The sequence below is a fragment of the Succinivibrio sp. genome (assembly GCF_045124615.1).
In the GTDB taxonomy this organism is placed as follows: Bacteria; Pseudomonadota; Gammaproteobacteria; order Enterobacterales; family Succinivibrionaceae; genus Succinivibrio; species Succinivibrio faecicola.
This window is the reverse complement of sequence record NZ_JBGVMC010000282.1, coordinates 1-7,468: the sequence shown is the minus strand read 5'-3', so window position 1 is coordinate 7,468 and position 7,468 is coordinate 1. Positions and strand designations below refer to the sequence as shown.

6 protein-coding genes and 1 rRNA gene are annotated in these 7,468 nt (G+C 36.4%); 1 reads left to right on the top strand and 6 read right to left on the bottom strand.

The genetic code is table 11. From position 1 onward, the window contains the following. From ACJML3_RS07325 to yfcE, 3 genes are all read right to left on the bottom strand, one after another. A 16S ribosomal RNA gene (locus ACJML3_RS07325) occupies positions 1–109 on the bottom strand; the annotation flags it as partial. 235 nt (positions 110–344) lie between these two features. Beyond that, entirely contained in the window at positions 345–797 is a 453-nt protein-coding gene (locus tag ACJML3_RS07320) for a YhcH/YjgK/YiaL family protein (protein WP_406021961.1), read from the bottom strand. 8 nt (positions 798–805) lie between these two features. Beyond that, complete coding sequence (gene yfcE, locus ACJML3_RS07315) at positions 806–1,378, bottom strand: phosphodiesterase (protein WP_406021959.1); 573 nt, start codon at positions 1,376–1,378, stop codon at positions 806–808. Between the two features lie 169 nt (positions 1,379–1,547). Here yfcE and ACJML3_RS07310 point away from each other — a divergent pair, with 169 nt between their 5' ends. Next, positions 1,548–3,149 carry a xylulokinase gene (locus tag ACJML3_RS07310; protein ID WP_406021957.1) on the top strand — a complete coding sequence of 534 codons (1,602 nt, stop codon included), beginning with the start codon at positions 1,548–1,550 and terminating at the stop codon, positions 3,147–3,149. A gap of 78 nt (positions 3,150–3,227) precedes the next feature. On the opposite strand, the gene ACJML3_RS07305 is transcribed toward ACJML3_RS07310, so the two are convergent. From ACJML3_RS07305 to ACJML3_RS07295, 3 genes are read right to left on the bottom strand one after another with little or no spacing between them, the layout of a single operon-like run. Next, positions 3,228–4,430 carry an extracellular solute-binding protein gene (locus tag ACJML3_RS07305; protein ID WP_406021955.1) on the bottom strand — a complete coding sequence of 401 codons (1,203 nt, stop codon included), beginning with the start codon at positions 4,428–4,430 and terminating at the stop codon, positions 3,228–3,230. A 25-nt stretch (positions 4,431–4,455) separates the two neighbouring features. Further along, entirely contained in the window at positions 4,456–5,667 is a 1,212-nt protein-coding gene (locus ACJML3_RS07300) for an extracellular solute-binding protein (protein WP_406021953.1), read from the bottom strand. 33 nt (positions 5,668–5,700) lie between these two features. Next, the gene (locus ACJML3_RS07295) at positions 5,701–6,933 is read right to left on the bottom strand and encodes an extracellular solute-binding protein (RefSeq protein ID WP_219937523.1); all 1,233 of its coding nucleotides are present in this window, start codon (positions 6,931–6,933) and stop codon (positions 5,701–5,703) included. Positions 6,934–7,468: the final 535 nt, after the last annotated feature.

Here is a 7,468-nt window from a genome sequence, read left to right as displayed (position 1 = left end):
CGCCACTCGTCATAAAAAAAAGCAACCTTTTTTAATGTTACCGTTCGACTTGCATGTATTAGGCCTGCCGCCAGCGTTCAATCTGAGCCATGATCAAACTCTTCGAAAATAAAGATTTTGATTTTTTGTGTTCCTTCAGCTTTCGCTTTCAACACTTCGTTTTTTGTCCCTCTTCCGAGGGCCCACACAGATTGTCCGTACTGATTTTTAAAGATCTTCATTAACGCTTGGTTAATGTTCGTTATCGTTTGTGACAACGGAAATGCATTATAGACTTTTTTTTAAAGCTGTCAAACTTTTTTTTATGATTTTTATAAAAATTTTTTTTAAAGGCTTATTTAAGCTTATTTGACAGATACTTTTATAACAACCTTTACCACTTCCTCGCTGTTCTTATATAAAACTCTTGGCTGATGAGCCTCCTCTGGGGGAACAACAACAAGATCACCTGGTCTTAAGGTAACCTGCGTATATACATTAGGCATATTGTAAAAATACAGATCATCGTTTGGATATGATTCAGTTAATGTGCAGTCCTCAACATATGCCTGACCAAAACTTTCATAGCCTTTTGCAATATACTGAATGTCAATATAATCCTTGTGTGACTCAAATTTTGCATCTTCAAATTTTATTGACTGATAGCGCTGTACAATTGCAAATACACCATCTGTAATGTCATATCTGCCATCTTCCATATTCACTGGATCATTATTGGAAAGCCAGTTGTATGCTTTTTCAAATTTTTCTGACAGGTAATTGTATTTTGTTACTAGTTTTAATGAAGTTGCTAACATAAAAGCTCCTATAAGCTATAGCTCATATATTTGATTCCATCAAGAGAATATAAAGAGATATCCTCCTCACTCATTATAGCAAAGCCCGCTTTACTACCACCTTTAGGCAATGTAATGGAACCTGGATTAATATTTACAACGCCAGAATCTTTAAAGAATATTCCTGAAACATGTGTATGACCTGATAGGACAATATCATTGTGTTTCAAGCCTATTTTCTCAATCTGTTCTAGAGTTTCTATCTTATGCAGATGACCGTGTGTCAAAAATACCTTTCTTACTCCTGATACTGTATTTAAAAGAACATATCCGTAAGAAGCGTTGCATGGGAAGGAAAACACCATAGAATCAACTTCACTGTCACAGTTTCCTCTTACAGAGATAATCCTATCTTTATACTGATTGAGAATTTCTCCAACTGACATCGGATCATAGCTTTGTGGGACTTTGTTACGAGGGCCGTGATTTAAAAGATCACCTAAAAGAATAATATAGTCGCATTTCATGGATTCAAAAAATAAAAGAGCTTTTTTCAACTCCTCACATCCACCATGAACATCAGAAATCACTAAATACTTCATTTGCTTTTCCTTATCTATTCAGGTCAATTATATACAAAATCAGCTTTTTAGAATGTTTGAAAAAAAATATAAATCAGAATTTTTTTGTTTAAAATCTGAGATAAATAACAATTCCGTAAACGTTTGTATTCTATATTATAATTATAGATATAACAAACAAGGATGTATTATGTCAGATATTAACTCTTTAATTTTACAAGGAAAATGCTCTCTTGGCATTGAATTTGGTTCTACAAGAATCAAAGCAGTTTTAATTGACCCTACAAATTTTGCACCAGTCGCTCAAGGCTCCCATGAATGGGAAAACAGACTTGAAAACGGTCTGTGGACATATCATATTGACGATATCTGGGGAGGCTTACAGCACTGCTACAGTGAGCTTGTAAAAGATGTAAAGGAAAAATATAAAGCAGATCTCAAAGCTGTTGCATCTCTAGGTATTTCAGCTATGATGCACGGTTATATGGCTTTTGATAAGGATGATAACCATCTGGCACAGTTTAGGACATGGAGAAATTCTAATACAACAAAAGCCGCTGAGCTCTTAACCGATACTTTCCAGTTTAATATTCCTGAAAGATGGTCTATTTCCCATCTTTATCAATGTATCCTTGATAAGGAAGAACATGTAAAAAATGTCGCTTTCTTCACCACTCTTGCAGGTTATGTTCACTATAAACTCACAGGTCAGAAAGTTCTTGGCATCGGTGATGCAGCAGGTATGTTCCCAATAGATTCTTATACTAAGAACTACAATGAGAAATATCTAATGCAGTTTAATGAAATTCTTGCAAAAGAGAATATGCCATATAAACTTGAAGAACTGCTACCAAAGGTATTATGTGCTGGCGATAATGCAGGTACTTTGACAGAACAGGGAGCAAAACTGCTCGATCCTACAGGCAATTTACAGCCAGGCTGTATTTTATGTCCACCAGAGGGTGATGCTGGAACTGGTATGGTTGCAACGAACAGTGTTGCTGTACGCACTGGCAATGTGTCAGCAGGAACATCAATCTTTGCAATGGTTGTTCTTGAAAAGGCATTATCAAAGCTTCACAGAGAAATTGATAATGTGACAACTCCAGATGGTATGCAAGTTGCTATGGTTCATGCAAACAACTGCACATCTGATCTTAATGCATGGGTCGGATTATTTGCTGATTTCTTAAAGGTTGCAAACATAAAGATGGATATGAACACCCTGTTCAAAACTCTTTATGAGGAAGCTTTAAACAACGGAGCTAAAGACTGCGACGGTATCATCAGCTATGGTTATTTCTCTGGAGAGAATATAACATCTGTTCCTGAAGGAAGACCTCTTCTTGCAAGAATGCCAAATTCAAACTTCAATATCGCAAACCTGTTTAGAGCTAATCTGTACACATCTTTAGGTGCAATCAAGCTTGGTATGAATATCCTAAAATCAGAGCAGGTTAAAATCGATAAACTACTAGGTCATGGAGGTCTTTTCAAAACTCCAAGAGTAGGTCAGTCAATTATGGCAGATGCACTTAATACACCTGTATGGGTTATGACTACAGCAGGAGAAGGCGGTGCATGGGGTATTGCAGTTCTTGCAGCATACAGTGTTCAAAACACAAAGAATGAATCCCTATCAGAATTCCTTGATAACAACGTGTTCAAGGATGCTGTAGGAGAAAAGATTGATCCTGATAAGGCAGGTTCTGATGGATTTGATAAATTCCTCGAAAGATATGTTCTCTGTCTTGGAATTGAAAAGCAGGCTGTATCTTGTCTTAAAAGATAAAATTTAAAATGACAAAGGAGCCAAATTTGGCTCCTTTAGTTAATGAGGAAGTTTAAAACTTCCTCTTTTTGTATCGTACTACTCTATTGAGGCTTTGATTTCTGCTACAGCTTCATCTAAAGCATCTTTTGCAGTTGCTTTCTTAGAAAGAACCTTTCCAATAGCCTTATCCATTGGGCCCCATACGTTACCCATCTCAGGAATTGATGGCATTGGCTCGGCATTCTGAGCCTGAACTGCAATAGCATTTGCAAAATCGTCATTCTCAATTAAAGGATTCTTGAAAACAGCCTTTAAAGGAGGAAGCTCCTGAATCTGCTCATATCTGTTAAGAGCATATTTTTCCTGATTAATAAAGCGCAGGAATTTTTCTGCAAGATCTCTATCATTACATGATTTTGAAACTACATATCCTCTAAATCCTAAGAATGGGCACATGTAATTTCCGTTTGGAAGCTTTGGAAGTGGAGATACTCCATAATTGATACCAGATTTTGCATAGCCGTTAAACTCCCATGGACCAGTGATAACAGCAGCAGCCTTACCTGATGTAAACAGACTATTGATGTGACCGAAACCATCAGGACCTAAAACAGAAACTGGCACAACATTCTGAACAAATTTGTTAAGATACTCAAGTCCTTTGATGGCACCTGCGTTGTTCAGACCGATATCATGAGTATTGTAGTTTCCAGCACCATCCTGGCCGAAAACATAACCACCATTTCCTCTGATGAAACCGTAAATGAAGTACATAAAGTCCCACTTACCAATTACACCCCACTTACCTTCAATTTTTTTAGCAGCGGAAAAATTGTAATAGTCTTCCATTGTTTCCAGAGGATATTTGAGTAGATCCTGATTATAGAAAACAACCATAGTTTCAACTGATCGAGGGCATGCATATATCTGTCCGTTATATGTAAACGCATCGATTGACTTATCAAGATATAGCGAAGAATCTGAACTCATGAAGCGAAGTGGCTGAATCAGACCTTTTTGAGCAGAACTTCCAAGACGATCTGCAGGAAGCATTAAAATATCAGGAAGATTTTTAGTGCCACTGTTTAACATTTTCTCATATTCATTTACATGAGAAACGTAATCACTGTTAGTGACACGAACAGTACAGTTGTATTCTTTCTGGAAATCTTCAACAGCTTTTGCAATGCCATTGTCTTTATTTAAATCTTCCCAGACTACAAGCTCTTTTGCATTTACACCAGTACCTGCAAAAAGAACAACACCTGAAACTAAAAGCAGTTTTGACAACAGATTCATAGCGCCTTCCTTATGTTGTTACAATTTAAAATTCACCCTCTGAAACTGAATCAAATTTCTTATGTGCATTCATAAGAATATATTCTTCAGTCAAATCAGTTTCGTATAATTCTTTTAATGCTTGATCCATAAATTCCCATATATATACCATCTTTGAGGATGATGGCATATTCACAGAATTAACTGTCTGTACAGCAATTGCATTTACTAAGATATCGTCTGAAAGATTTGAACTCTTTAATACTGATACAATAGGTGGTATTTCTTTTGTTATCAGATAACGATTTTCAGCAACCTCTGTTGAATTCAGATATCGCAAAAGATTCTCACACAACTGAATATTCTGTGAAGACTTTAGAATTGACCATCCTTTCACACTTAAAAATGGAGTGAGTGCATTACCGTTTGTCATATCTGGAAGTGATGCAATACCAAAATCAATTCCTGATTTCATGTATTTTGAAAGATTCCAAGGACCATCAATAACAGCATCGGCCTTTTCTGAAACAAATAAGTTGAATAACTCATCGAAAGCATCTTGAGGATCTGATGGAAGTGCAGGAAGAATCCCATCACCGTGTATTTTTCTTAAATATTTAAAAGAATTAACCGCACCTTCATTATCAAGGCCATATTCTTCATAATCCTTTATAGCATCGTTATGGTTTTTAAATACATATGCACCATTTGCAGCCATTAAAGGGAATATTGAATAGAACTGAGAATAATTGAATATGAGACCATATCTACCTTCTGCCTTTCTTTTTAAAGAAAGTTCATGATAATCAGCACAGGATTCTAAAGGCATTTTAAGATATTTTTTATTGTAGTATACAACCAGTGTCTCTATTGCCTTTGGAACACTATAGCAATTACCATCAAATGAGATAGCACTTATTGCATTGCTCAGATAGTTAGGAGCATCTACCTGCATGAACTGGATAGGTGCAATTAAATCAAGTTTATGGGCTTCAGCAACACCATCTGATGGAAGGAGAATAATATCAGGTTTTGTGGCATTAGGTGGCAATGCTAAAAATCGTCTTACCTGATTGTGCAAACCAACGGGCTCAAAAATAACATCACAATTGTACATTTCCTCAAAAGGCTTTACGCTATCATTTAGAAAGTCAACTCTCTGAGGATCATCCCAAACTCTAAGGACTGTTCTCTCCTGCGAATAAACTACCGAAGACATCAATAGAGCTGTTAGATAACATACAATCTTGCTTTTCATTAGCTATTTTCTGAACCCCAATTAGTAGTGTTGTTACTGCATTCCAGCTCTGAAAGCCTCAATCTGGTAATTTATGTGCTCTGTAGCTGTCTTTAAACCATCCTTAACACTCTGTCGTCCTGTGATGATAGAGTCAAAAGCAGCATCAATAGGGCCCCAAACCTCAGACATTTCAGGAACTGAAGGCATTGGAACCGCTCTACTTGCCTGAACTGCAATAGCATTTGCAAATTCATCATTTGTAATAACAGGATCAGCCATTACTGCTTTTACAGGAGGGATTTCTCTTGTTTCCTGGTATCTTATCTTTGCGTATTTTGGCTGATTTATATAATGTAAGAATTCTTCAGCAAGATCATGATTCTTTGCCCATGCAGAGATAACATATCCTTTAACACCCAGGAATGAAGACATAGGCTTTCCGTTTGGTAGAATCGGCAAAGGAGCAACACCAAAGTTAATCTTTGAATTTGAGTAAGGCTCAAGTGCCCATGGACCGTTAATTACAGCTGCAGCGTTGCCTTCTGTAAACAACCTGTCTACATTAGCAATTCCATTCTTGCCCCTAAGGTCTGGAGGAAAACAACCTGATGCAAAGAAGCTCTTTATAAACTCCACACCTTCTACGGCACCATCATTTGATAAACCAACATCGTTAGCATCAATGTTGCCATCTGGATCAGAACCAAACACATATGCGCCAAATGGCTGTATCGCACCATATGCGTAGTAAAAAGAATCCCATTTTGCCAACAAACCATATTTTCCATTATTCTCTGAAACAAGTTTCTTAGAATAATCAAAATAGTCTTCAAAAGTCAGCAAAGAATGCTTGAGGTAATCTTTGTTGTAGAACATTACAAGAGTTTCAACAACTTTAGGTACTGCATAGATTTCGCCGTTCTGTGAAAAAGCAGAAACAGCTGAGCGTATATATCTATCCTGCTCTTCTTGCATAAATTTGATAGGAGTAATCAATCCTTGCATTACGCCTGATCCCATTTTATCAGCAGGGATTAAGAAAACATCTGGACCATTACCAGTAGGGCCTTCTAATCTCATTTTATCTGTCTGAGTCAGAAAGTTTACTTCTTCTACAGTAACAGTACAGTCAAAATCCTTTTCAAAGTCAGCTACAGCCTGACTTGTACCCATGGACTTCTTGTCGTCCTCCCAAACTTTCAAATGACACTTCTCTGCTGATAGTGCCTGAGTGGTAATAAGAGATGACATTAGGAATAATGCTATTTTTGTAATTTTTTTCATTTTATCCCCGCTGTAGGAACCATTAATTTGAATTGTGCAATAAGATTATTTTTTATTAAGCAGCTAGCTTATAAAGCCTATTAAATTAAAATACCTATACATATTATATCTTTAGTAATTACATGATTATCAATATCAATTTACAAATTTTGGTTGTTAGATCCCCTTTTATTGTTAATTATCAGATCACGGTTAACAAAAAAATCGAGAATTTTCATTAAAAACGTCGTAATTTTATGTTTCTTCCAATAATATGCGAAATCGTTGCTCTTGTTAAAAAGTTAATTATTTGTTTTTTAAACTCTTATTTTTTATCAGTTTATATTGATCTACTCTTCTAGGCCGCTAGTGTTCTAGCAGGTTTAATGTCAGCTCAGGCATTCGCATCAGGCGATGGTGCTCTATATAGAGGTGATGCTTCTTACTTCCGTACTGGTGTTGCTAATAAGAATATGGGTGGCGACGAGAATAAAGTTGGTCGTTTAGGTAATCAGACAGATACATATTTAGAATTAGCTCCTAACTTTACTTTAGC

Excerpts from the sequence above, each read along its gene's own strand:
- ACJML3_RS07305 (WP_406021955.1), bottom strand. The coding sequence starts at position 4,430 with ATGAATCTGTTGTCAAAACTGCTTTTAGTTTCAGGTGTTGTTCTTTTT.
- ACJML3_RS07300 (WP_406021953.1), bottom strand. The coding sequence starts at position 5,667 with ATGAAAAGCAAGATTGTATGTTATCTAACAGCTCTATTGATGTCTTCG.
- ACJML3_RS07320 (WP_406021961.1), bottom strand. The coding sequence starts at position 797 with ATGTTAGCAACTTCATTAAAACTAGTAACAAAATACAATTACCTGTCA.
- ACJML3_RS07310 (WP_406021957.1), top strand. The coding sequence starts at position 1,548 with ATGTCAGATATTAACTCTTTAATTTTACAAGGAAAATGCTCTCTTGGC.
- ACJML3_RS07295 (WP_219937523.1), bottom strand. The coding sequence starts at position 6,933 with ATGAAAAAAATTACAAAAATAGCATTATTCCTAATGTCATCTCTTATT.
- yfcE (WP_406021959.1), bottom strand. The coding sequence starts at position 1,378 with ATGAAGTATTTAGTGATTTCTGATGTTCATGGTGGATGTGAGGAGTTG.